Source organism: Orbaceae bacterium lpD04, from assembly GCA_036251935.1.
Taxonomy (GTDB): domain Bacteria; phylum Pseudomonadota; class Gammaproteobacteria; order Enterobacterales; family Orbaceae; genus Orbus; species Orbus wheelerorum.
This window is the reverse complement of the sequence record CP133967.1, coordinates 105,250-130,859: the sequence shown is the minus strand read 5'-3', so window position 1 is coordinate 130,859 and position 25,610 is coordinate 105,250. Positions and strand designations below refer to the sequence as shown.

Genomic DNA, 25,610 nt, shown 5'->3' with positions numbered 1-25,610 from the left:
GATTATAATGTATCATTATTTGATTGTTGGTTCTGGTTTATTTGGTTCAATTTGTGCAAATGAGCTACATAAAAAAGGATATAAAGTTATCGTTCTAGAAAAGCGAAATCATATTGGCGGAAATATATATACTGAAGAGTGTAGTGGAATACAAGTTCATAAGTATGGAGCTCATATATTTCACACTGACAATAAAAGAGTGTGGGATTATGTAAATAATCTAGTTGAGTTTAATCGTTTTACTAATTCTCCAATAGCAAATTATAAAGGTAAATTATATAACTTACCGTTTAATCTAAATACATTTTATCAATTATGGGGTACCAAAACACCACAAGAAGCAAAAGATAAGATTGCAGCACAAAAAGCTTCAAGTAAAATAGATATTCCTACTAATTTAGAAGAACAGGCAATTTCTCTTGTTGGTCAAGATATTTATGAAATATTAGTAAAAGGATACACTGAAAAACAGTGGGGCCGTCGAGCAACAGAAATCCCCCCTTTTATTATAAAAAGATTACCAGTAAGATTTACATTTGATAATAATTATTTTAAAGATAAATACCAAGGAATACCAATTGGTGGATATACTAGACTAGTTGAAAAGTTATTAGATGGAATTGAAGTTAGATTAAATACTGATTTTCTTGCACAAAAAGAAAAATATTTAAATTTAGCTGATCAAGTGATCTATACTGGCCAAATAGACTCATATTATGATTATTGTTATGGACAGCTAGAATATCGCTCATTACATTTTGATACTGAAGTTATTCAAACAGACAATTATCAAGGTAATGCTGTTGTTAATTATACTGAATACGAAATTCCGTATACTCGAGTAATTGAACATAAGCATTTTGATCCAGTGGATACCCCTCATACAGTAATTACAAAAGAATATCCAAAAGATTGGAAATTAGGTGATGAGGCTTATTATCCAATAAATGATGAAAAAAATGCTCAATTATATGATAAATATCGTCAATTATCAGAAAAAGAAAAAAATATTATTTTTGGCGGTAGACTTGCTGAATATAAATATTATGATATGCATCAGGTAATTGAAAAAGCATTATTTTTTATCGAAAATATCAATAAATAGATTGTTATATTAATAGAAGGTTATTACTAGTTGGTATATTTGATTAAAAAATAGATTTATAATTTTATTTTTAAACCTAAAAAATAAATAATTTTTCGATTATTACTTTTGGTTAATGAAAATATCTTATCTTTAAAACTACAATAATTAACACCATCTATTAGTCGATATTGTTTATTATATAGCTGTGAAATTAAACTATCACCGCTATATATTTCTAATAAACTCTGATTAATAACAATATTTGTGGCCATTGTTAAAATTTTAGGCTTTATTTTTTTTGAAGAAAAATTCCAAGCGCAATAGAAACAGGATTTAAAAATATTTAAATAGATATCTTTGAATTGGTCAAATAAATTATTTTTTATCAGAAAATCATAAACATAATTAAAACATAACAAGTGGTCGATTGATTTATCGCTACCTTTAAACAAGTTATCCATTATTGAATTTTCTCGTCTAATATACTTATAGAAAAGTTTATTTAAAAAATAAGCTGATTTGGATACTGCTATATATTTCCAGAAAAAAACTATATCCTCAACCCAAAGCCCTTCAGGGAAATTAATACTGTATTTATCAATTATTGATTTTTTGTAGATTTTATCCCAAGCACATACATCTATATTCATTCTAATTGAATTATTTAATTCAATTAATCCATCATATTTTAGACGATAATATTCAATATCACTATCTCTAATTGGGGCGCTTTCAGATATTACTTCAGCACCAAAACAAAGTAAGTCTATAGAATAATTCATTAAAATATCGTAACATTCCTTATATGTATTAAGGTCGAGATAATCATCTGAGTCAACAAAAGTTATGTATTCCGATGTCGCATTTTCTAAACCAGTATTTCTTGCAGAGGACATACCAGCATTTGTTTGATTTATTATTTTTATTTGTGGATGATTTTTTGAGTATTCTTCTAAAATAACTAAGGAATTGTCTGTTGAACCATCATTAACACAAATAATTTCTATATCTGCTAACGATTGATTTACTATGCTATCTAGGCATCTTTCTAGAAATTTTTCGGTATTATAGACAGGGACAATTACTGATAATATAGCCATACTTACTTTAATCTCTTAAATTTAAATAGAAAAGGGAAATATCTCATTAATCTTAAATTGCGATATTGTCTTGATGTTAATACCTTTTTGCAAATTCGGTTTTCTACAAAATCAGCTTTAGTTTCTTTAATCCATCTTTTCAAAAACATTTTTTTATTAGATGTCTGTAATCGATTATAATTCCAGATGTATGCATTATATTTTATAGCTGGAATTAATTTTTTTATGCCTTCATACCAATTTGATTTTTTAGCAAATGATAATATTTCCTCATATTCATCATTTACACAAAATACTTTATTTTTAGAATTAATAGAAGAGTTAATATTATCTATTCTATAAAATAAATAAGCTTTATCTGTAATATAAAGTCGTTCACAGCATGCATATACCTTAAAAGAAAAAGATGTATCTTGATATGATGCCCCTGGTGTTTCTAAGAATTTAATATTATTCTTTGATAAAAAATCATGACGATATAAATTAGCCCAAATTGACGGTGCTTGAAAAAAAATAGACCAATGCTCTTGAGGTTTAACCACTTTATTCTGGGGAACGAAAGATAGATCGATTTTTTCTATATTTTTATCTTCAGTTCTAAAAAAATAATAATGACATCTTGCTACATCAAGTTGTTTCTCTACAGCTAATGTATATAGTGATTCAAGCATATCCTCAGCAATAAAATCATCCGACTCAACAATTGAAATATATTTACCTTGTGCATGATCGAGCCCGATATTCATCGAGTTACCATATCCTGTATTTGTCTTAGATATAATTTTTATTCTATCATCTAAAAGCGCAAATTTTTGTAGAATTGCCAAAGATGAATCAGTAGATCCATCATTGATACAGATAATTTCAATTTCTTTTAATGTTTGTTTTATAATGCTACTTATGCACTGCTCTAAATATTTTTCTACATTATATATTGGGACCAAAACTGATATTAAAATCTCTCTGTCGGTCATTCAAAACTCCCAAATTATTTATTTTATTAAGATAGAACTCTATTATTATAATCTTATATATTTATTTTTAGAATAATTTATTAAAATAACTACCAAATAATACTAAAGTATAAGTGTTTTCAGTCTTATACAATACGTTATATTGATACAACGTATTGTATAATGCCATACTTTTTTATATTAAGGATAATATCTAAAAATTATTTTAGCATAAAACCAATTAATTTTATGTTAATGTGCCATTTTCGTTATAATTTTGTTGTAACATGCTATTCTATTGTAAAAAAGCGATTTATATTTAATAATAGCTAAATTATTTGTGATCTTGATCAACACTTATGGTAAAAAAGGTGTATAATTTTGCGCCTAATTGTCCCGTTAATTATTCTGGAATAGATATTGTGATTGAAAATTTAAGAAATATTGCCATCATTGCGCACGTTGACCATGGTAAAACTACATTGGTTGATAAATTATTAAAACAATCTGGCACCCTTGGTGAAACTCGTGGTGAAGAAGCTGAGCGTGTAATGGACTCTAACGCGATTGAAAAAGAGCGTGGTATTACCATTTTAGCTAAAAATACAGCGATTAATTGGAATAATTACCGAATTAATATAGTTGATACCCCAGGCCATGCTGACTTTGGCGGCGAAGTTGAGCGCGTTATGTCAATGGTTGACTCTGTATTGCTGTTAGTTGATGCAATGGACGGACCAATGCCACAAACTCGCTTTGTAACACAAAAAGCGTTTGCACATGGCTTAAAACCAATTGTTGTTATTAATAAAGTTGATCGTCCTGGTGCTCGCCCTGATTGGGTTGTCGACCAAGTTTTTGATCTATTTGTTAATCTTGGCGCAACGGATGAACAATTAGACTTCCCAATTATTTATGCTTCAGCATTAATGGGTATTGCAGGTCTTGACCATGAAGTAATGGCACCAGACATGACGCCTTTATTTGAAGCGATTGTTGAGCATGTTGAGTCACCAAAAGTAGACTCTGATGGCCCATTCCAAATGCAAATTTCTCAGCTTGATTATAATAATTATGTTGGCGTAATTGGTATTGGTCGAATTAAACGTGGCCGAGTTAAACCAAACCAACAAGTTACTATTATTGATAGCGAAGGTAAAAAACGTAATGGTAAAGTTGGTCAAGTATTAGGTCATCTTGGATTACAGCGTTATGAAGCTGATGTTGCTGAAGCGGGTGACATTATTGCGATAACTGGACTTGGTGAACTAGGTATTTCTGACACAATTTGTGATGTAAATGCAGTTGAAGCACTCCCGGCATTAAGCGTTGATGAACCAACAGTAAGCATGTTTTTTAATGTTAATAACTCACCATTTGCAGGTAAAGAAGGTAAATTTGTTACTTCTCGTCAAATTTTGGATCGTTTGAAAAAAGAACTTGTTCATAATGTTGCTTTACGCGTTGAAGAGACACCAGATCCTGATGCATTTCGTGTTTCTGGCCGTGGTGAATTACACCTTTCAGTTTTAATTGAAAATATGCGCCGTGAGGGTTATGAATTAGGTGTTTCTCGTCCTAAAGTTATTTTTAAAGAAATTGATGGTAGACGTCAAGAGCCATTCGAACAAGTAACGTTAGATATTGAAGAACAACATCAAGGTTCTGTTATGGAAGCATTAGGCCTACGTAAAGGTGATTTAACCAATATGTTACCTGATGGTAAAGGACGTGTTCGTTTAGATTATATTATTCCTAGCCGTGGTTTAATTGGCTTTAGAACAGACTTTATGACCATGACATCAGGTACTGGCTTACTTTATTCTACATTTGATCATTATGATGATGTTCGCCCTGGTGAAATTGGTCAACGTAATAATGGTGTGCTTATTTCAAACGGTACAGGTAAAGCATTAGCTTATGCACTATATAGCTTACAAGAGCGCGGTAAATTATTCCTAGGTCATGGCGCTGAAGTTTATGAAGGTCAAATTATTGGTATTCATACTCGCTCAAATGATTTAACGGTTAACTGCTTAACTGGTAAAAAATTAACGAATATGCGAGCATCTGGTACTGATGAAGCAACAACTTTATCACCACCAATTAAAATGTCTCTTGAGCAATCTTTAGAATTTATCGATGATGATGAATTAGTTGAAGTTACGCCGATATCTATTCGCTTACGTAAACGTCATTTAACTGAAAATGATCGTAAACGTGCACATAGAGGTGGTAATAAAGATTAATTTCTTTATTAACTGTTTTACAAAAATCCCCTTCATTGGGGATTTTTTATATCTTTATTTTATCGCTTGTCGCTTGTTTTACTAAGCAATTGCTGGCAGATATGATGAAGTATTTTTGTATGTTGCTCAGTAATTGACGATGATAGATTGTTATCTTTATTGGAATGGGCATGTTTTATAATAACCTCATTATTTTCATTGAGTTTGCCTGATGTAATCATCATATAATTTTTTAAATTTATTGCCATTTTTCCTTGTTGAAAATCGATATTTTCAACAGTAAATTTACTATATTCAGGTTTAAAAAATAGCAATTTTTCATCATTACCAATACTATCAAGAAAGATTATTTTCTTTTTGGATATATTATTTGAATAATTTTCTAACATTTTTAAACCATACTGGTTAGTATTACCGCCATCATATAAAACAAAAGCGATCTTTTTCTTACTTTTTTTATCGAGGTTTTTGATTAGGTTAATTATGGTGATAATACTTGATGAATTACAGATAAAGTTTTTTTTATTCGAAATACCATTCCTAAATTTTAAAATAAAGAAAAAAAACACAACCGTTGTTAAGATCGATGAAATACCTGAAAAACTAAGAAATCCTTGTAGTTCAATATTCGGGATAAAAATAAAATAGTTGAAGATTATTGATAATAAAAATAAAAAAATAATCGGGATAAGTCCGATAAAATAACTTAGTTTGTTAAATTGAGGCTTAAAGGCATATGTTTTTAATAAGTTAAAATTATTTAGACCTGTATCATAATGAGTACAAATAATTAACTCGGCATTATTTAAGTCACCAATATATGCATTGTAGTAGTTTTCATAACGTTTTTTAGCTAATTTTAATTTAGCAATTTTGGTGTCAACATAATAGCCAAGCGCAATTAACTCTTTAGAGATAATTCTTAAAAAAGCGATTTTCTCTTTATAAGTAAAGCGGCGACCGAACATTATACAATAACGAAAAACAAGATCTCTAAAATTTTCCATTGTAGACATTAAATAAGGTTAATTAATAATCATCATTACTGTTTTCATTTGCTATATTGAAAAAATTGTCAATCGCATCTTGAATATTTTCATGGCCAGTTTCAATACACTCATTCACTAAATCATATAGTGTTGAGTTATCACGGTTACAAACAGCATTAATAACCATTGGTAAACTCATTCCTGTTATCACTCTAACATTCATACCAAGCTGATCCCAGTCTTGTATGCATCCCATTGCTGCATTATAAGGTGAGGCCCCATAGAGATCGACAAAGATTAAAATGCCATCACCCGAATCTAATATCTTAGTATAATCAAACAGCTGAATTTTAAGCTGACTAATATCTTGCCCTGGGTTTAATGATAGTGTTTCAAATTGAGTTTGCTCTCCAACGATCATTATAGCGCTATCTTTCATCCCTTCTGCCATTTTGCCATGGCTGACTAATAAAACACTAATCATTATCGATTACCTTTATTATTTAAAAATCTTGATTGCTTCTTCTAACATTACTTTTTTCAAAGAAGGCGTCGCTTGGAAGTAAATTTCCATATCAGGAAAACTATTTTGTAAATCTATCAATAAAGCTAACTGTTCTTTATTAATAGAGACTTCATTAATAATTTTCTCTGCGCCAGGAACTAGAGGTAAGCCACCAAGATTAAGATGTTTAACAGGAACACCTGCTTTAATGATTTTATACATAACTTCAATGTTTTTAGTAATTAAAATAACATTGAAATCATCATACTTGCGATCATTCCAGTATCTTACTGCACCATCTTCTTTTAACACGCGAATTTTATGACCAGTTCGAGATCCTGCACCTAAAATAATATTTTTAGTAAACTCATCATTTGCAGAGTGATCATCGGCTACAAAAAGTGCATTAGCGCCAGCAGATTTTGAGACATTCGTTGCAACTTGGCCGTGGATTAAGCGACTATCTACACGAGCTAAAACAATTTTTCCCATAATTTAAAACCTCTATAATTTAAAATAAATTAACTAATAACTTTTAAATATTCTACTAATAGATATTCGATTGTAGCCCATACACCAAGGATTATTGTTAATCCAACTAATGCGCGTGTTACTTTTAAGCCTTTTTTGGCGAAATAATAATATAGTCCCATTACGACAAGAAGTGGTAAGAATCCAGGTAAAATTTTATCTAAAATTTCTTGAACGATAAAATCCTTTCCTGATAAGTTAAACTTTAGAATTGATGATACTTTGATATAGCTAGCGGCTAAAATGCCCATCATAAATAGGCCTAAAATGGATAACCCTTCAATAATCATCTGCATTTTATTACCAACAACTTCGGTTGCTGCATTTCGGCCAAGCCTAAAGCCTAATTGAGCAAAGTAGTAACCAACGAAAAGTTGATAAAGCACAAAAGCGATAAATGGAAATAATGCACCGATAGCAAGTCCTTGCTGTGCCCATGGTAATGCAATAGCGATAAAAATATATTGTACGGTTCCTGAGTCAATTGCATCGCCAATTCCTGCTAGTGCACCCATTAATCCGGCTTTAGTGTTGTAGATCAAATCATCATCAATACTTATTGATTTTTCTTGGTGAACTTCACTGGCTCTAATTGATTCAAGAGATGCCATTATCCCTGAAATTGTACCGCCGCCCCAAGTTAATTGGGTATTAAAAAACAATAAATGTCTTTGATAAGCCTCAGCAAGATCACTTTTTTTCTTATATAGTTTTTTTAATATTGGCATTAAGCCCCACATCAATGACGCAGCAAGGTAGCGGTCAAAAGAGTGTGGAATTTCATTTGCGTAATACCATCTTAGCCAAGCAATAGTAATATCTTTTTTAGAAATGCTTTCAGGTTTTAAATCAATACTTTCTTGTATTATTTTAGCCATATTTCTATTCCTCTATTTTTTATTAATCAAAATCAGACATTGATTAATAATCATCATCGGCTTGACCGGAATTATTTGAATTTGTGTTAGTATTTTTCGCTACAGCGTTTGCCGCTTCATTTTTAGCTAGCACAAATATAAATGCGATAATTGCACCAAGAATTGCATAAGTTACCATGGTGATATTTAGTGGTTTTGCGACAACAGCAGTAAAATAGGCGAGTAAAAAGAAAATAATATAACTTTTTTTGCCTATAACATAGATAGTTAAAGCGATACCAACAGCAGCAAGTCCGCCGCCGATCACATTAAGAATATGGAAAGCAAGTCCTCCCGCATTAGATTTTATGATATCGGCAATAAACGGCGCACCAAAATAGAGGGCCGCAAACATAAATGGAAAAAATAGCACAATACCGGCAATAAATGGCAAGACTATGATGGAAAGCGTTAATCCATGACTATTCCCTTCTGCTGCATATTTTTCAGTTAGCTTCATAATCATGGTATTAAGAAAAAAGCGAAGTTGGTATAGATATGAGCCTAATAAACCAACTGGCACCGCAACTGCGACAGCGGCCGTAGGATCCATTTTCCCTAATACAGCAACAGGTACGGCAACGGCGGTTGCTATTGCTGGCTCTGATGGCATTTGTCCGCCCGGTGAGAAAACCCCCATATAGATAAGTTGTATTGCAGCGGTTGTGATCATCGCATGAGGAATATCATTAAATACAACGCCCACAATAAGCCCTGTCATCATTGGCGAGAAACGCAGTGTTAATGTTGCGCCTCCTAATCCTCTTGACATAATTAGCGCAACCCAAATAGCAATAATGGTTGCCTGAAGAACGGTTACATGCATATCTTGCATATATTAACTCCTAGCATAATTAAATAAATATTGATAAAAATTTGAATTAGTAATATGTCATTAAGAAACAACGTTTTTTAACGGAGCCTTTTTTACCAAATTTTCAATATCGCTAACGCATTTTTCACCCATACCTTGTAAACATTCTATTGCGTAAGCAGAAGTATGTGGCGTGACCAATACATTAGGGTGTTTGATGAGAGGATTATCATTAAATGATGGCTCAACGTACATCACATCTGTTGCGTGACCTGCTACGATATTTTCATCTAATGCATGTAATAGTGCTGCTTCATTAATTAATTCAGCTCGAGCCGTGTTGGTAATATAAACCCCTTTTTTTATTAATGAGAATTCACGTTTATTTAAGATGTTATAACTAGTGTCATTTAATGATGCATTTAAAGAAATGATATCAGAATGTTCAAGGAGGTAATCTAATTCAACAATTTCTATATCATGTTTTATAGCCCAATTTTTATCAACTTTAGGGTCTGTTACTAAGATTCTTGCATTAAAACCATGTTTGAATATTTCCGCTACACGGCTACCAATATTACCGCAGCCAATAATACCGACTGTTTTACCGGTAACATTAATGCCTAAAAAAGTAGCACGCTTGCTCCATTCATTATCTTTAACAGCATCTTGCGATTGAACAGTTTTTCTAACGAGTGCAAGTAAATTTGTTATGGCATTTTCAGCTACAGCATCTCGTTCAACAAGTGGTGGGACTATACTAACGATTGTGCCATGATTTTTGGCGGCAATGATATCAACATTATTGTATCCAATACCATGACGAGAGATAAGAAATAGCGCATCTTTATGAGCAAAAAAGTCTTTATTAAAGAATGGTCTTACACTGGCAATAATGATATTAAATCCTTCTAGCGCTTCGGCTAATGATTTACCATCAATATTATTATCAAAAGTGAATGATTTTACTTTTCCGATTTTCTCTAATCTTTGTAAATGTTCAGGAAAGTATTTTCCAAAGCTACTTGAGTTTATTACTGCTATATTGTAATTTTTCACACAAAACTCCTAGTTACATAAAACAGATATATTTTTTAAGATATATAAATTTTTTTATTACTGCAGAAAGTAATCTATGTATTTCAGCCGATTATTTTTAGATTTAAAAATAATAGCGATAGTCTATTTTGTTGATTTAGCTTATTAATGTGACCGGTCACAATCAGCAATATAGATTATTAGGAAAAAAAAATCTATAAACCTAGATCACAGATTTGAAATAAAGTTGATTATTATTAGAACTGAAACTGGAGAGATAAGAGACAAAAAAGAAGGGCGATATGCCCTTTTTGTTATTAGAATAAAAGTCTTGCTCGAATAGTACCCGATACATTTTTTAATTCAACAAGGACTTCTTCGGCTTTATTAAAGTTAACATTATCAATATCAATTACCACATAGCCAACTTGTGGTGTTGTTTGTAAATATTGCGCTGCGATGTTTAGCCCTCTGCTTGCAAATAAGGTATTGATGGCGGTTAATACACCGGGCTGATTGGCGTGAATATTTAAAAAGCGGCTTACTCCTTTTGCTGGTATCGGCAGTGATACCTCTGGGAAATTTACCGTACTTAATGTTGAGCCCGTGTCAGAATATTTGGCTAACTTTGTAGCAACTTCAATGCCAATATTTTCTTGTGCTTCAATTGTTGAGCCGCCAATATGAGGGGTAATAATAACATTATCATATTTACATAATGGTGATTGAAAAGGCTCACTATTACTAGCCGGTTCACTAGGAAAAACATCAATTGCCGCTCCCGAAATATGCTTATTTTCTACAGCATCGGCTAAGGCATCAAGATCAACCGTTGTTCCACGAGATGCATTGATTAAAATAGCGCGCGGTTTCATCATCGCCAGCTCGGCCTTGCCAATCATATTTAATGTCGTTGGATTTTCGGGTACATGTAATGAAATAACATCGCATTTTTCAAGTAATGACTGTAATGTCGGCATCTGCTTTGCATTACCTAATGGGAGCTTTGTTTCTGTATCATAGAAGTAAATTTTCATGCCAAGTGATTCTGCAAGTACACTAAGCTGACTACCTATATGACCATAACCAATAATTCCTAGGCGCTTTCCTCTCGCTTCGTGCGAACCAAGTGCAATCTTATTCCATTTACCTAAGTGTGCTTGAGCATTGACTTCTGGTATACGTCTAAAAAGTAAAATTATTTCAGCAAGAACGAGTTCTGCAACGGAGCGAGTATTTGAAAAAGGTGCATTAAAAACAGGGATCCCTTTTGTTGCCGCTGCAGCTAAATCAACTTGATTAGTTCCAATGCAAAAGCATCCTATTGCAGCTAATTTCGGGGCACTATCAATAATATCTTTCGAGAGTTTAGTTCTGGAGCGAATACCAATAAAACGAGCATCTTTTATTGCTTTTTTTAATTCATTTTCATCTAGCGCACCTTTGTGGTACTCAATATTGGTATAACCCGATGATTTTAAAATTTCAACGGCACTTGGATGAACACCTTCAAGTAATAAAAATTTATTTTCATCTTTAGTTAGTGCTTGAACAACCATGTTATCCTCTCTTTGATTAGTTTATTATTGGTTTACTAAAAAATTTAATTTTCCTTACCTTACCTCTTTTACTCCACTTGTTGTACCTACAAGCGCGATATTAGCACTACGATTAGCAAATAATCCAACGGTCACAACGCCAGCAATATTATTGATTTTATTTTCAACTTCTATTGGATTTATAATCATAAAATCGTGAATATCTAAAATAACATTACCATTATCAGTAACTACGCCTTCACGATAGATAGGTTTTCCACCTAGTTTAAAGAGTTCCCTTGCTACATAAGAACGAGCCATTGGAATGACTTCAATAGGTAATGGAAATCTCCCCAATGTATTAACTAGCTTTGATTCATCAACAATACAGATAAATTGTTTACTAATAGCTGAAATGATTTTTTCGCGAGTGAGCGCGGCACCTCCGCCTTTGATCATATGCATTTGATGATTAATTTCATCAGCACCATCAACATAAATATCTAAGCTGTCGACTTCATTACAATCAAAAACAGGAATTCCATATGCTTTTAATTTAGCTGTTGATGCTTCTGAACTTGAAACGGTACCGATGATATCATTTTTAATCGTCGCTAATGCGTCAATAAAATGAGCTGCAGTTGAGCCTGTACCAACCCCAACAATTGTATTAGGTTTAACGAATTTAAGTGCGGCAAAGCCTACTGCTTTTTTTAGTTCATCTTGAGTCATTAGCGTCACCTTTGATTGATTTTTCGCAAAAAATAAAAATTTTGAAAGCAATCTATTGCTAGATATGGCATAGTAACCAATTAGGAAGTAAAAATCATTATGATTTTGATAAAATAAACTAATATTTTAACGATCCCATTAACAATAAAATTATTATAAAACCATGAAACGTCCAGATTATAGAGCATTACAAGCATTAGATGCCGTAATAAAAGAGCGCGGATTTGAGCGTGCGGCTGATAAGTTATGCATTACACAGCCTGCAGTATCGCAGCGAATTAAGCAGTTAGAGAGCTTTTTTGGCCAACAACTACTAGTTAGAACGATTCCACCAAAAGCAACTAAGCAAGGCGAGCACTTGTTGGGATTGCTTCATCAAGTGGAACTATTAGAGCACCAATGGCTTGGCAATAATGATACCAACACAACGCCGTTATCTCTTTCCGTTGCAGTTAATGCCGATTCTCTCGCAACTTGGGTTCTTCCTGCCTTAAAAAATGTATTAGATAAAAATAATTTGCGCTTTGATATTCAGGTTAAAGATGAAGAGCATACTTTAGATCTACTACGATTGGGTACTGTGGTTGCAGCTATTAGTATTCAAGAGTTACCATTACCCGGCTGTTTGTCTGATAAGTTAGGGGCTTTAGACTATATTTTTGTTGCCTCACCTGATTTTGCTAAACGTTATTTTCCAAATGGCGTCACTCGTTCAACGTTAATGAAAGCGCCGGCGGTTGCCTTTGATCATTTAGATGATATGCACCAGATGTTTTTAAATGAAAATTTTAACTTAGCACCAGGAAGCGTTGTATGCCATATTACTAGTTCATCTGAAGCTTTTGTTCAACTTGCAAAACAAGGTTCTGCTTGCTGCATGTTACCAATTCTTCAAGTTGAAAAAGAGCTTAAAAGTGGTGAGTTAGTTAATTTGACTGAAGGACTATTTCAGCGTCGAATGCTTTATTGGCATCGTTTTGCTCCAGAGAGCAGTGTAATGCAAAATATTTCGGAAACAATTCTTAATTATGCTAAGAATGTTTTATGGCAAGACAGTTAAATGTCGATTAAATTTAAGGCGTTTAAATTAAACGCCTTACTTATAAACTAAGCATATTAAGCGTTATTACTGCTTGTTAGTAAGCCCGATTCAGAAAGTACTTGGTTAAAATCCTTATCCATAAAGAATAAATCACGTTTATTCTCGCCAACAAGCTCTAATTTATCGACGATAGTTTTGAATAATTTTTCTTCTTCATGCTGCTCGGCAATATACCACTGTAAAAACTGGAATGTAGCGTAATCCTTTTTAGTTAACGCGTAGTCTACAAGGGCATTAATGGCCTGACTAATTTTTATTTCATGGGCATAAGCTTTTTTAAATACATCATTTAATGATTTAAACTTGGTATCTGGAGCATCAATTTTGCCAACGATAGCAAGTGCACCACAATCTTGTACATAATCAAATAGGCGCTGCATATGTGCCAACTCTTCTTTTGCGTGATCACGCAAGAAGCGAGCAAATGTCGAAAAATTTTGATCATCGCACCAAGCACTCATTTGTAGATAAAGATTTGATGAATAAAATTCGAGGTTAAGCTGGTCGTTGAGTTTTGTAGTCATTTCTTTGGTTAACATGATATTGCTCCTATATTGTTATTAATTACTTATTGTAATGTTTTGTTAGTGCTTACTATCATTAATACAAGTTTTTTACATAACTAGTATATATCTAAACCATATTAACAAGAATCATATTAAATAATAATCTTGAATAGTTTGACGTTTACTTTCATTTAATTGATATTCATTTTCTAACCAGTTATTGATGGTTTGATATTTATTTTTAATTGCATCAAGTGCTGATTGTAAATAAACAGGTTTGGCTGCAAAAATTTGTTTGCGCTTTTCTAATTCCTCATCCGTTAAGTGAGTTTGATAATGTAAAAATAGTTTTTCCCTAAAATTAGCTAAAACCTTATCTGATAATAAATAATCTGCCATAATCGTTTTTTCGTCAACCCCTAAAGCAAATAGGGTTAAAGCAACCCCAACTCCAGTTCTATCCTTACCGATAGCGCAGTGTTGTACGATTGATTTACCTTCATTATTTAATAATAATTCCACCAAAGTTTGATAAGCGGTATTATTAAATGGTAACAATTGATACAGCTTAATCATAAAGTCATTTGGAAAATCTTTTTTCAGTATGTTAGTATTTGCTAACTCTTTTGTTAAATTAGCTGTAACATCATCACTCATTGGATTTGCTGGAATATTGAAATATTGTGCTTGGTGCCATAAATTATCAGGTCTAGTTTTTATTTCAGTATGGTCGCGATAATCTAGCACAATATTTAGGTCTAATTTTTTAGCAATAAAATTCTGTTCATCTAAGGTAATTTGATTAAAATCGCCAGAGCGAAATAATAGCCCCGATTTTATTTTTCGACCATCTTGAGTTTTAATTCCGCCAAGATCTCGAAAATTAATACCATTTTTTATCGCTAAAATTTCGGTTGATAGTTGTGACATTATTACCTCTTTACTATTTCTTATTTGAGATTAAATTATAGCGTAATTTTATCTATTAAAAAGTACGAAACGAGCGATTAGCTTTTATTGTTTATACTATCTTTAACACAGATGTATATTATTAAATTATTTTGTTAAAATAGCGGTTAAGTCATTATTTATTAATAAAATGGAGTCACGTCTTATGTCTACAATGTCGATTTTTTTATCAAGTAAAGCTGCAAGTGCACAATGGGGCAAATCAGCTTTACTAAGTTATTCAGATGGCGGGATCACAATTCATTACAAAAAAGAGCTTAAATTAGATGCAATTCAGCGTGCTGGGCGAAAAATTGAAAGCCAAGGGATCGGTCATTGTAAACTTGAAGGAGAGGGTTGGGATCTTGAAGCAAATTGGCATTTTTGGTTAGGTTATCGTCAACCAAAAAGTCATCATATAGCGAAAATAGAGTGGTCAAAACTTAGTCAAAAAGAAGCGTTGGAGCTCAAAAATCGTTTATTAATTATCGATTGGACAAGAGATTGTATTAATCAGCCAGCGGAAGAACAAAGCCCTATGCAGTTAGCTCAGCGTTGCACTGATTTATTAGCCTCATTTACTCGCCATATTAACTATAAATTCATTGTAGGTGATGAGCTAAAAAATAATAACTATATGGGTCTTTATACGGTTGGAAAAGGTTCAAACCGCCCGCCTGTACTATTAGAGCTTGATTATAATCCGAGCAAAAATAATGATATGCCTGTTACTGTGTGTTTGATTGGTAAAGGAATTACCTTTGACTCAGGTGGATATAGTCTTAAACCGAGTAGCTTTATGGAGTCAATGCGCTCAGATATGGGCGGCGCTGCATTAATAACGGGAGCACTTGCTTTGGCAATTGCTAGGGGGCTTAACTATCGAGTTAAACTCTATTTATGCTGTGCTGATAATTTAGTTAGCGGGAGTGCTTTTAAATTAGGTGATATCATTAACTATCGTAATAAAGTGAGCGTTGAAATAGAAAATACCGATGCTGAAGGCCGTTTAGTCCTTGCTGATGGTTTATTGTGTGCTGATAGCGATAATGCGAAATATATTATTGATTGTGCGACGCTTACAGGGGCAGCTAAAGTTGCGGTAGGTAATGATTATCAATCTTTATTGTCTTTTGATGATATCTTTGCAAGTAAGCTTTTACAAAGCGCAAATAATGAGCATGAGGCTTTTTGGCGACTTCCATTAGCTGAATTTCATCGACAACAATTTCCATCATCTTTTGCTGATATTGGTAACTCAGGTTTACCAAATACCGCAGGTGCGAGCACCGCGGCTGCTTTTTTATCTTATTTCATCAAGGATTATCGCAACAATTGGTTACATATTGATTGTTCTGCAACATTTCGTAAAAGTGCGACAGCCTTGTGGGCAACCGGAGCAACAGGCGTTGGGGTTCGTTCGTTAGCTAATTTATTACTGACATTAAAATAAAAAAAAGCGCTTAATGAAGCGCTTATATATTTAATACTATTGAATAATCGTCACTTTCTTTATATAAACAGGCGTAACAGGTACGTTTTGATGCGGCCCTTTGCGCTCAGTTTGTACATGAACAATTTTATCTACGACGTCCATGCCATCAATTACTTTACCAAAAACAGCATAGCCATAATTATCTGCTGATTTATAATTTAAAAATTCGTTGTCTACAATATTAATAAAAAATTGACTTGTTGCACTATCAGGATTTTTTGTTCTTGCCATTGCAATGGTTCCTCTGTCATTTTTTAAACCATTACCTGCTTCATTTTTGATTGGTGGATTGGGTGTTTTAAAATTTAATTGATCATCAGCTCCGCCACCTTGGATCATAAAATTAGGAATGACACGATGGAAAATAAGATTGTCATAATAACCACTATTAGCATAATCAATAAAATTTTTTGTCGTGATTGGTGCATGTTCATTATCAAGTTCAAGTTTTATGTTCCCAGCACTTGTTTCCATTAATACTTGAGTATTTGCCACAGCAAAAGTAGAGACGAATGATAGTCCTAATGTTAGTAATAATACCTTTATTTTATCCATGCTAAATTTCCTATAATTCGATAGAGTAGCTCAATTATAGCTAATTATTGCTATCATAAAATAATTTTCTATAATATTTACATAATATTGAGCATTATTTCTCATAAAACGATCTGATTTACTCATAATTAGTACCGCTTAGTTAAAATAATTATGAAACTAGTAATAAATGAGCGCATTTTATGAACTGTATATTATGTTATTTACCTCTAAATTTACATTGGGGGATTTGTAGTCAGTGTTTTCAACACCTTCCTCGCATCATTTCTGCTTGTTCGGTATGTGGATTACCATTGTTTAATAAAAATAATTCGTGCCACCATTGCCAGTTATTGAAGCCGAGTTGGCATAAATTAATTGCTGTTGCCAATTACCAAAAACCGTTCACAAAACTTATTTATCAATTTAAATCTAATCAGAAAATAGAGTTATCCTATCCTTTAGCAAGGTTGATGTTTTTGGCGTGGTATGATGAGCGCTTATCTACGGGCCTATGTAAACCAGATATTGTGACTTGTGTGCCTTTACATCACAACCGTTATTGGTCAAGAGGTTATAATCAGTCCGCTCTTTTAGCAAAACATATCGCTTATTGGTTAGGTGCTGATTTCAAACCTTTTTTACTAAAGCGTAAAACGAAAAGTGCAGATCAAAAGAGCTTATCAAAATTTCAGAGACAGAAAAATGTTGAGCATATCTTTGACTGTGAAACAGATTTGATGAAAAAAACGATTGCTGTTATTGATGATATTGTTACAACAGGAAGCACCATTGATGAAGTCAGTAAACAGTTGATATTACGAGGCGCTTTAAATATACAAATACTTTGTTTGTGCCGTACTACCTTGTAAAACCTAAAACAAGCTATATAATATTTGATAAATTAAGTCAACTATTATCCTAATGCTATCTATATAGGTTATCTGTTATCGACAAGTGAGTATTATATGTCAATTATTACAATCAGCGATTCAGCTAGAGCACATTTTAAAAAATTATTAAGTAACCAAGCCGATGGAACACAAATTCGTGTTTTTGTTATTAACCCAGGTACTCCAACGGCTGAATGTGGTGTATCTTATTGTCCTATTGATTCTATTGAAGACTCTGATATAGAAGAAAAAAACGAAGATTTTTCAATTTATATTGATGAGATTAGTGCCCCTTTTTTAGACGATGCAATCATTGATTTTGTTACCGATGAACTCGGCTCGCAATTAACCTTAAAAGCACCTAACGCTAAGATGAAGAAAGTTGCCGACGATGCCCCATTAATTGAGCGAGTTGATTATATGATTCAAACTGAAATTAATACTCAGCTAGCAGGACATGGTGGATATGTAAGCTTGATTGAACTTACTGAAGATAATCATGTTATTTTACAATTCGGTGGTGGTTGTAACGGGTGCTCAATGGTTGACGTTACCTTAAAAGAAGGAATAGAGAAGCAATTGTTAGCTGCTTTTCCTGAGCTTGCTGGGGTTCGTGATTTAACCGATCACCAAGCGGGTTCTCATTCTTATTATTAGTAAGATTAAAATTAAAAATTATCATTTTTTTCTTTGATTATGTTTGGAGTTGCGGCATAATCGCGGAAAAGGTGACCTAACTTATGGATAATAATGTATTATGATTAATCAAGCCAATGTTATTTCTGATCTAATTATTTGGATTGAAAAAAATTTAGAGCAGCCTCTATCTATTGATCATGTGGCAGATAAATCCGGTTATTCTAAATGGCATCTTCAGCGTATGTTTAAAAAAGTTACTGGTCAAATTCTCGGTACTTATATTCGACATAGACGTTTAACTCATGCAGCATTAGCACTTAGGCTAACAAGTAAACCGATTTTAGATATTGCAATGCAATATCGATTTGATTCACAGCAAACTTTTACACGGTCATTTAAAAAACAATTTAATGATACCCCAGCAACTTATCGTCGTAATGAATTTTGGGATCCTGTAGGACTAACCCCGCCAATTGAATTAAATAAAACTCAGTTTAGACTACCTGAGCCAACATTTATGGATTTTCCGCAACAAGTTTTTTGGGGAGTTACATATAAAAATAACTGTAGTTTGAATGAGTTATTACAACATAATGCTATTTTAAGAAAGCAATTCTTTGTCGATTATTTAGATAAATATTTCAAAAATAATGCAGTTTTACCAAATGAAGTTTATAGTTTCAGCCAGATCTATAAAGGGAAAGAGCATTTTGATGAACAAGAAGTGCTCTATACTATTGCGATTGAAGACAATAACATTCTTGATAATGCTGAAAAATATGTCAGCCAAGGTGGTTTATATCTTTGTTTTAAATATATTGGACCACCATCCGATCTGGTAGACTTTATTTCACAAATTTATTTTGCAGCGATACCAATGCTAAAAGTTAAACTGCGTCATGGTGATACTATTGAAATTCATCATAATCATAGCAACTTAACGTCAGTGTCTAACTTAACTGAAATACCTCTAGTTGAGTGTGATTACTGTGTTCCAGTTATTATGAAAGATGACGATTAAACGAATTACTCTAGTGATGGGCCTCATTAAAATGAGGCGCTTATTTATTTAATTAGATTTTTTTCGAGCCATTGTTTAAATTCTGGAGAGACATCCTTTAATGAATTCGAGCCTCTTGTTACAGTCGCAATACCAATACCTAATTGTTCTCTAAGCTGACGTTGGTTAATTTTTGCCTCAAGTAATGCCTTCACTATTTTTACACGAGTAATTAACGCATTGCGTTCATCAATGGTCATTAAAAGCTTAAAAATATCAAATTGGTGATTATCATCAAAAGCTTTATTCAAAAAAGCTACTGTTTGTTGCCAATCATCTTTTTCCATTACATTCTCTTCTAAAAATTAACGATATAAAATTTAATATTTATAATTTACTTCATTATTGTGCAAAATCATGTCCGGTTGATTATTTAGCATAAGATCATAGATGTAATCATAAACGAGTACAGTTTTAACATAATTTCGTGTTTCTGTAAAAGGAATGCTTTCAATAAATGCCACAGCATCAAGTTGGCCGTTACTTTCTTTTAACCAACGATTAACTCGGTTTGGGCCTGCATTATAAGCTGCTGAGGCTAAAATTCTATTATTACCAAATAATTGATAAACATAGTCTAAGAAATAAGTCCCGATTTGAATGTTTGTTTCAGGGTCGTAAAGTTGATCGGCTGAGTAGTAAGATAAATTTGCTATTTTTTTTGCGCTATCCTTTGCTGTGCTAGGCATTAATTGCATAAGTCCTCTTGCTCCAACAGGGGATTGAACTGTTGCATCAAGCGCACTTTCTTGCCTAGATATTGCCAGTGAATAGGAAAGGGGAATTACTTTTTGTTCTAATGATGATTTAAAGAAATCTTGATAAATAATTGGAAAACGTTCGAGCCAGTTATCCCATAATTTACCGGCTATTGTTGCCTGTACGCTATGCTCAGCCCAACCTTTGCTATAAGCATAACGAGCTAGCTCTGCATATTGTTTATTACTAGTATTAGAATATAAATAATTACGCCATTCTTTTATTGCTTCGGGGAGCATGTTCCAAAAGCGTAATTCATCAATGCGCTTAATAACCGCATCATCTTTATATTTATCATCTAAAATTTTTGACTCATTTGGCGCCGATGTCATACCGTCGATAATGGTGTAATTAAAATCATAATTGAAAGGTTGTTTTAGTTTTTGGGCACTATACATCGCATAGAAACCTCGGCTTTTTATCAAGCGATTAAAGATTTCATTTGCTTCTTTTTGATTATTTTTATTAAGGAGTCCGATGGCTTGCCAATATTGCCATTCATCTTTTTGTTTATCCTCTGTCGATAATAAATTTAACCAATAGGCGACATCATCTAAATTATTTGTTTTTAAAGCTTGGCGAATTTCACGTTCAATTTGCGTTGTATTGCGATCTTGGGCAATAAATTGTTTGCGCCATTTTATTTGCTTATCTGTTGCTGAGTCTTTGAAGTAATTATTAGCAATTGTTCTAAACATTGCATTTTCATCATTTTTGCTCAATTTTTGTTGTTTTACTAGTGTTGGAATTAATATTTTTGCCTTATCTGCATCAATATTTGCGAATCGAGCAAAGGATAAGTTAACTATTTTTTTGCTAAATGAACTCGGTGCAATATTTTTAGCAAATTCCGGTAGTGTTTTTGCATTAGCAAACAAAGCTAATAAGTTCTTTTTAAGGGTTTTATAGCTATCTGGTAATTGTTCGGTTAAGTGACGGGCTAATTTAATATTATTTTTTTTAAGTACTAATTCGATTCTAAGTAAAATTATATTTGCTGTTTTTTGTCCTGCTTTACCCCATTCATCGAAAATAGCATCGCACGCACTAGGCTGATCGTCTGGAGATAACCAAATATTTTTAATTGGCTCTAATGCCGCTGATTTTTTTCCTAGCTTTAATAATGCGTATTGATAGCGGCACTTTGAAGCAATTGAATCATCAATATCTAACGCGTTTATCTCATTCCACTTTTGCTCTTTAGTTAGCAGCTCTAAATAACTTTGTATTAAGGTACTTGCAAGAGGAAAATCATTATTTTGTGTAACAAATTCATTAATTTCTTTTGTTGTAGCGGTATTTAAGTGCGCGGTAATATATTGATATTGTGCATAAGGATATAACGGGTAGCTTTTTAACGAATCGAGAGATTTTTTTTGTTCACCATCAGTTAATGACTGATAAGTTGTTTGCCAATGATTAAAACGCGTACGCAGTTCATCAATCGATACATTTTCAGCATTAGCGTTAATAGTAATAATGAAATAACTTATAACCACTAATAATATCGTTTTTAATTTCATCTATGTCACTCTCAATACCGTTACTAAATAATTGTATAGTCTAACATACCTCAAATGTTTAATGATACGTACATGAGTTGTAATTTCACTGAAAAAAATTTATTGATTTTCTTAGATATAAATTTATATGAGTGAAATTTTTGTATGGCATGCTGTAAATTTTAACTATTTCTGTACTAATTTTCTTCAAACAAATTATCTTTTCAATATCTTGAATAATAATGGTTGCAATCTTTAGTTAATCCTATATTATGGGCACCTCTCTGACGCGGGGTGGAGCAGCTTGGTAGCTCGTCGGGCTCATAACCCGAAGGTCGTTGGTTCAAATCCAGCCCCCGCAACCAATTTTTTTTCATTTTTTTCAGCAATACAATCACGTTATTATTATCTTCTAATTATTGCTATTCTCTATTATTTCTAATATTTGATTTAGGGATAAAGATGCAATTAAGCATCCTTTAGTTGGTTGTTTTAGGTACGGAAAATAAGGTCGCAACAGCTTCATTAATCCGCCTAGCAATTAATGAACTATTCATTGTATATAAGTGAACACCATCAACACCTTGTGAAACTAAATCTACTAATTGATCAATAGCATAAGCAATGCCGGCATCACGAAACGCTTCGGGGTAATATTCATATTTTTCCATCATTTGTTTAAATTTTTTCGGTAGATGGACACCACAAATTGATACCATTTTTTCAATTTGTTTTTTATTTACAACCGGCATAATCCCGGCTTCAATTGGGATATTAATTCCTATATCAGCGGCTTTATCACGAAAAACATAAAAAAATTCATTATCAAAAAATAGCTGAGAAATTAACTGATCAGTGCCAGCATCGACTTTTTCTTTTAAATTAATTAAATCTTGTTTTACGGTTGCAGCTTCACTATGCCCTTCAGGATAGCAAGCACCAATAATATTAAAGTCACCTTGTTCTTTAATAAATGAAACTAATTCACTTGCATAGCGAAAATCTTGTTTTGGTTGCCACTCAGGGGTGATATCCCCCCTAAGTGCTAATATATTGTCAATTCCCGCAAATTTTAGTTCTTTTAAAATTGATTTTATTTCATCTTTACTAAAATGAATACAAGGTAGATGAGCAACACTTTCAATACCATAAGTATGCTTGACCGCATGGGCAATACTAATGGTTGTTTCACCATTCAAACTTCCTCCCGCACCGTAGGTAACACTAATAAAATCAGGCTTTAAATTACCAAGTTCACGTAAGGTGCCATAAATTGATTCAAGCGGAGAGGTTTTCCTTGGCGGAAAAACCTCAAACGAAAGAACCGTTTTATCTTTAAATAATTGATTCATCTTCATATCTATAACCCTAAACGAACATCCAACGTTGCTTTAACTAAGTTAATTAGGCTTGCTACAACTTCCTTTTCACCCCTTGTTTTTAGTCCACAATCTGGATTGACCCAAAGTTTTTGCTTATCAATTTTATTTAATAGCTTTTCAATTGTTTGACGAATCTCATTTACAGATGGCACGCGTGGTGAATGAATATCATAAACACCGGGTCCAACTTCTGTTTGGAAATTATTTTGTTTTAATACATCAATAATTTCTAGATTAGAGCGTGATGCTTCAAATGAGATAACGTCTGCATCCATTTGGTCAATTTCTTTAATAATGTCAGTAAATTCGCTGTAACACATGTGCGTATGAATCTGAGTTTCAGCTTTAACTTTGCTATGAACAAGGCGGAAAGCTGGGATTGCCCAATCTAAATATTCGCTAAGCCAGTCTGCTTTTCGTAGTGGTAGCTTTTCTTTTAGTGCCGCTTCATCTATCTGGATAACACTAATTCCCGCAGCTTCTAAATCAAGTACTTCATCAGCAATTGCAAGACCAATTTGGAATACTGATTCCTTGTAGGAGATATCTTCACGCGGGAATGACCAGTTTAAAATTGTTACAGGTCCGGTTAACATGCCTTTTACTGGTTTATTAGAAAGGCTTTGCGCATACTGTGAATATTCAACAGTGATTGGTTTTGAGCGAGACACATCTCCCCATATAACTGGAGGTTTAACACAGCGAGTACCATAAGATTGTACCCATGCTTTTTCTGTAAAAATGAAACCATTTAAGCTTTCACCAAAATATTCCACCATGTCATTACGCTCAAATTCACCATGAACTAAAACATCAAGACCAATTTCTTCTTGTAGTTTGATACATTCAGCAATTTTTTGTTTATTAAATGCGGTGTATTGTTCTAAGCTAATTTCACCTTTTTTAAATTTAGCTCGATTTAAACGCACATCGCTGGTTTGTGGAAAAGATCCAATCGTTGTGGTTGGTAGCACCGGTAAGTTTAGAGTCTGTTTTTGTCGTTTTTCGCGTTGATTAAATTCTGGTAAGCGAACAAAATCTTGTGGCGATAGGGCTGCAACTTTTTGCCTTACGTTTTGGTTAGTTCCTTCACGTTCACGAGTAAATAAGGTTTGATTAGTTTTGTAGGCCTGGTGCTGCTTTGGATCTACTTCATTTATTAATTGACCAAGCTCAGCTAACTCCAGCAGTTTTTCTTGTGCAAAAGTAAAATACGCTTTTTGTGCAATCGTTAATTTTGTTTCATTTTGTAAGGTATAAGGAACATGTAACAGTGAACACGATGTATTAATAACTAATTTACTGGTATTACTTTTAATTTGCGCTAATAGCGGTAGCGTTTTAGCATAATTATTACGCCAAATATTTTTACCATTAATAACCCCTGCAAATAAAATTTTATCACTAGGAAAACCATATTGTTGTAGTAGGTTAAGTGATTCTTTACCTTCAACAAAATCAATACCAATACCATCAAAAGGCTGAGCGATAACGTTAGTATAACAATCACGAATATCACCAAAATAGGTTTGCAATAAGATTTTTACGCTTCCCTTTGTCGGTAATATTGCTTGATAGATTTGTTCAAAAGATTGAATGTCTTCTTTACTTAAATCTGTGACTAAAATTGGCTCATCGATTTGGACCCATTTAGTGCCAAGTTGTTCAAATTTAGTAATAATATTTTGATAGGCACTAACAATCTGAGCTTGGTAGCTCTGATATGTTTGACCTGCTGGCAATTTAGCGAGTTTTAAAAATGTTAGCGGCCCAATAATAACAGGTTTAGTTTCTATTCCAAGCGCTTTAGCTTCTTGATACTCATCAAAGGGTTTAGTGCCAACAAGTTTAATTTCTGTTGTTGCTTCAATTTCTGGCACTAAATAGTGATAATTGGTATTAAACCATTTTTTCATAGCCAGTGCATGTACATCACCTTTATCACCTTGATAACCACGAGCCATAGCAAAATATTGACCTAGTTCGGGCAATGTCAGTTGCTGATAACGTTTTGGGATCACATTAAGTAAGTTTGCGGTATCAAGTACTGCATCATAAAATGAGAAATCATTAGATGAAATATAGGCTATTTTATTTTCTACTTGTTGTTGCCAATGCGTTGCTCGTAGTGTTTTAGCTAAGCCTAATAATTCATTTTCGCTTTTATCGCCTTTAAAATAAGATTCGATTGCAAACTTTAATTCGCGAAGTTTACCGATACGTGGATAGCCAATAACAGATGTAGTCATTTTTATTTCCTCAATTAATTGGTCAAATATTGCCTTTATTTGAAGATAACAAAAATTATTGTTATTGAATAATTCTATTTTTTTATTA

General features: G+C 32.9%; 24 protein-coding genes and 1 tRNA gene. 8 read left to right on the top strand and 17 right to left on the bottom strand.

Annotation, left to right across the window (positions count from 1 at the left end; all coding sequences use genetic code 11):
- Positions 1–7: 7 nt before the first annotated feature.
- Positions 8–1,105, top strand: coding sequence for a UDP-galactopyranose mutase (gene glf / locus RHO14_00580; GenBank protein ID WVD71316.1), 1,098 nt, complete (start codon positions 8–10; stop codon positions 1,103–1,105).
- 56 nt (positions 1,106–1,161) lie between these two features.
- Here glf and RHO14_00575 read toward each other — a convergent pair whose 3' ends face one another.
- Complete coding sequence (locus RHO14_00575) at positions 1,162–2,187, bottom strand: glycosyltransferase (protein ID WVD71315.1); 1,026 nt, start codon at positions 2,185–2,187, stop codon at positions 1,162–1,164.
- Between the two features lie 2 nt (positions 2,188–2,189).
- Positions 2,190–3,161, bottom strand: a complete 972-nt coding sequence (locus tag RHO14_00570; protein ID WVD71314.1) for a glycosyltransferase — start codon at positions 3,159–3,161, stop codon at positions 2,190–2,192.
- Positions 3,162–3,511: 350 nt separating this feature from the next.
- Here RHO14_00570 and typA point away from each other — a divergent pair, with 350 nt between their 5' ends.
- A complete protein-coding gene (typA, locus tag RHO14_00565; protein ID WVD71313.1) occupies positions 3,512–5,389 on the top strand; it encodes a translational GTPase TypA in 1,878 nt (625 codons plus the stop codon).
- Between the two features lie 59 nt (positions 5,390–5,448).
- On the opposite strand, the gene RHO14_00560 is transcribed toward typA, so the two are convergent.
- The 8 genes from RHO14_00560 to rpiA form a co-directional block, all read right to left on the bottom strand.
- Positions 5,449–6,396, bottom strand: a complete 948-nt coding sequence (locus RHO14_00560; protein ID WVD71312.1) for a hypothetical protein — start codon at positions 6,394–6,396, stop codon at positions 5,449–5,451.
- 22 nt (positions 6,397–6,418) lie between these two features.
- The gene (locus RHO14_00555; protein ID WVD71311.1) at positions 6,419–6,862 is read right to left on the bottom strand and encodes a PTS sugar transporter subunit IIA; all 444 of its coding nucleotides are present in this window, start codon (positions 6,860–6,862) and stop codon (positions 6,419–6,421) included.
- Positions 6,863–6,877: 15 nt separating this feature from the next.
- On the bottom strand, positions 6,878–7,375 hold the full coding sequence (locus tag RHO14_00550; GenBank protein WVD71310.1) for a PTS sugar transporter subunit IIB: 498 nt from the start codon (positions 7,373–7,375) through the stop codon (positions 6,878–6,880).
- Positions 7,376–7,404: 29 nt separating this feature from the next.
- The gene (locus tag RHO14_00545; GenBank protein ID WVD71309.1) at positions 7,405–8,292 is read right to left on the bottom strand and encodes a PTS system mannose/fructose/sorbose family transporter subunit IID; all 888 of its coding nucleotides are present in this window, start codon (positions 8,290–8,292) and stop codon (positions 7,405–7,407) included.
- A 43-nt stretch (positions 8,293–8,335) separates the two neighbouring features.
- The gene (locus RHO14_00540) at positions 8,336–9,166 is read right to left on the bottom strand and encodes a PTS sugar transporter subunit IIC (GenBank protein WVD71308.1); all 831 of its coding nucleotides are present in this window, start codon (positions 9,164–9,166) and stop codon (positions 8,336–8,338) included.
- Positions 9,167–9,226: 60 nt separating this feature from the next.
- A complete protein-coding gene (locus RHO14_00535; protein WVD71307.1) occupies positions 9,227–10,204 on the bottom strand; it encodes a D-isomer specific 2-hydroxyacid dehydrogenase family protein in 978 nt (325 codons plus the stop codon).
- A 296-nt stretch (positions 10,205–10,500) separates the two neighbouring features.
- Positions 10,501–11,742, bottom strand: coding sequence for a phosphoglycerate dehydrogenase (serA, locus tag RHO14_00530; protein ID WVD71306.1), 1,242 nt, complete (start codon positions 11,740–11,742; stop codon positions 10,501–10,503).
- Positions 11,743–11,796: 54 nt separating this feature from the next.
- On the bottom strand, positions 11,797–12,453 hold the full coding sequence (rpiA, locus tag RHO14_00525; protein ID WVD71305.1) for a ribose-5-phosphate isomerase RpiA: 657 nt from the start codon (positions 12,451–12,453) through the stop codon (positions 11,797–11,799).
- A 163-nt stretch (positions 12,454–12,616) separates the two neighbouring features.
- Between rpiA and RHO14_00520 the strand changes: the two genes are divergently transcribed.
- On the top strand, positions 12,617–13,513 hold the full coding sequence (locus RHO14_00520) for a LysR family transcriptional regulator ArgP (GenBank protein WVD71304.1): 897 nt from the start codon (positions 12,617–12,619) through the stop codon (positions 13,511–13,513).
- Between the two features lie 56 nt (positions 13,514–13,569).
- Here the strand turns inward: RHO14_00520 and ftnA are convergent, their stop codons facing one another.
- Both ftnA and RHO14_00510 read right to left on the bottom strand, forming a co-directional pair.
- Positions 13,570–14,094: a non-heme ferritin gene (gene ftnA / locus RHO14_00515; protein WVD71303.1), complete on the bottom strand. Its 525-nt coding sequence runs from the start codon at positions 14,092–14,094 to the stop codon at positions 13,570–13,572.
- A 114-nt stretch (positions 14,095–14,208) separates the two neighbouring features.
- Entirely contained in the window at positions 14,209–14,991 is a 783-nt protein-coding gene (locus RHO14_00510; GenBank protein ID WVD71302.1) for a tyrosine-protein phosphatase, read from the bottom strand.
- A gap of 184 nt (positions 14,992–15,175) precedes the next feature.
- Between RHO14_00510 and pepB the strand changes: the two genes are divergently transcribed.
- Positions 15,176–16,462: an aminopeptidase PepB gene (gene pepB, locus RHO14_00505; protein WVD71301.1), complete on the top strand. Its 1,287-nt coding sequence runs from the start codon at positions 15,176–15,178 to the stop codon at positions 16,460–16,462.
- A 36-nt stretch (positions 16,463–16,498) separates the two neighbouring features.
- On the opposite strand, the gene RHO14_00500 is transcribed toward pepB, so the two are convergent.
- Positions 16,499–16,978: a peptidylprolyl isomerase gene (locus RHO14_00500; protein WVD72479.1), complete on the bottom strand. Its 480-nt coding sequence runs from the start codon at positions 16,976–16,978 to the stop codon at positions 16,499–16,501.
- A 263-nt stretch (positions 16,979–17,241) separates the two neighbouring features.
- On the opposite strand from RHO14_00500, the gene RHO14_00495 reads away from it, so the two are divergent.
- The 3 genes from RHO14_00495 (at position 17,242) to robA (ending at position 19,591) form a co-directional block, all read left to right on the top strand.
- Positions 17,242–17,910, top strand: coding sequence for a hypothetical protein (locus tag RHO14_00495; GenBank protein WVD71300.1), 669 nt, complete (start codon positions 17,242–17,244; stop codon positions 17,908–17,910).
- Positions 17,911–18,006: 96 nt separating this feature from the next.
- Positions 18,007–18,588, top strand: coding sequence for a Fe-S biogenesis protein NfuA (gene nfuA / locus RHO14_00490; GenBank protein ID WVD71299.1), 582 nt, complete (start codon positions 18,007–18,009; stop codon positions 18,586–18,588).
- A gap of 103 nt (positions 18,589–18,691) precedes the next feature.
- Positions 18,692–19,591, top strand: a complete 900-nt coding sequence (robA, locus tag RHO14_00485; protein WVD72478.1) for an MDR efflux pump AcrAB transcriptional activator RobA — start codon at positions 18,692–18,694, stop codon at positions 19,589–19,591.
- 44 nt (positions 19,592–19,635) lie between these two features.
- Here robA and trpR read toward each other — a convergent pair whose 3' ends face one another.
- Positions 19,636–19,917, bottom strand: a complete 282-nt coding sequence (trpR, locus tag RHO14_00480; GenBank protein WVD71298.1) for a trp operon repressor — start codon at positions 19,915–19,917, stop codon at positions 19,636–19,638.
- A gap of 33 nt (positions 19,918–19,950) precedes the next feature.
- Positions 19,951–21,912: a murein transglycosylase gene (gene sltY, locus RHO14_00475; protein ID WVD71297.1), complete on the bottom strand. Its 1,962-nt coding sequence runs from the start codon at positions 21,910–21,912 to the stop codon at positions 19,951–19,953.
- A 267-nt stretch (positions 21,913–22,179) separates the two neighbouring features.
- On the opposite strand from sltY, the gene RHO14_00470 reads away from it, so the two are divergent.
- A tRNA-Met gene (locus RHO14_00470) sits at positions 22,180–22,256 on the top strand.
- Between the two features lie 114 nt (positions 22,257–22,370).
- Here the strand turns inward: RHO14_00470 and metF are convergent.
- Positions 22,371–23,249: a methylenetetrahydrofolate reductase [NAD(P)H] gene (metF, locus tag RHO14_00465; protein ID WVD71296.1), complete on the bottom strand. Its 879-nt coding sequence runs from the start codon at positions 23,247–23,249 to the stop codon at positions 22,371–22,373.
- Positions 23,250–23,251: 2 nt separating this feature from the next.
- The gene (gene metE / locus RHO14_00460) at positions 23,252–25,522 is read right to left on the bottom strand and encodes a 5-methyltetrahydropteroyltriglutamate--homocysteine S-methyltransferase (protein WVD71295.1); all 2,271 of its coding nucleotides are present in this window, start codon (positions 25,520–25,522) and stop codon (positions 23,252–23,254) included.
- Between the last annotated feature and the right edge of the window lie 88 nt (positions 25,523–25,610).